Here is a 361-nt window from a genome sequence, read left to right on the forward strand (position 1 = left end):
GGAACTGGAACGCATGGCGGAACGCCGCTACGCGATCTGGAGCATGCTGGCCGGCATGCTGCTGGGCCTGCTGGCGCTGGCGATCGGCATCCTGACCGCAGCGCCGCCCGGCTGACCGGAGACTTCGCCCCCGCCATGACCGCCGCCAGCTCGATCCGCATCTATCAGACCGCCGAGCATCCCTGCGGCTACTGGCCGGATCGTCGCGCCCGCGACATCGTGCTGGACCCCGACAGCCGCGCACTGCCGGCGGTCTATCCGGCGGCGCTGGCGCAGGGCTTCCGCCGCTCGGGCGGCCATGTCTATCGTCCGCAGTGCGACACCTGCATGGCCTGCGTGCCGGTGCGGATCGACGTCCGGG

1 pseudogene is annotated in these 361 nt (G+C 71.7%); it reads left to right on the top strand.

Going from position 1 to position 361, the window contains the following annotated elements:
- Positions 1–135 precede the first annotated feature (135 nt).
- A pseudogene (locus tag FLQ44_RS16540) lies at positions 136–361 on the top strand (arginyltransferase); the annotation flags it as partial.

The sequence above is a fragment of the Vogesella mureinivorans genome (assembly GCF_007644035.1).
Taxonomy (GTDB): domain Bacteria; phylum Pseudomonadota; class Gammaproteobacteria; order Burkholderiales; family Chromobacteriaceae; genus Vogesella; species Vogesella mureinivorans.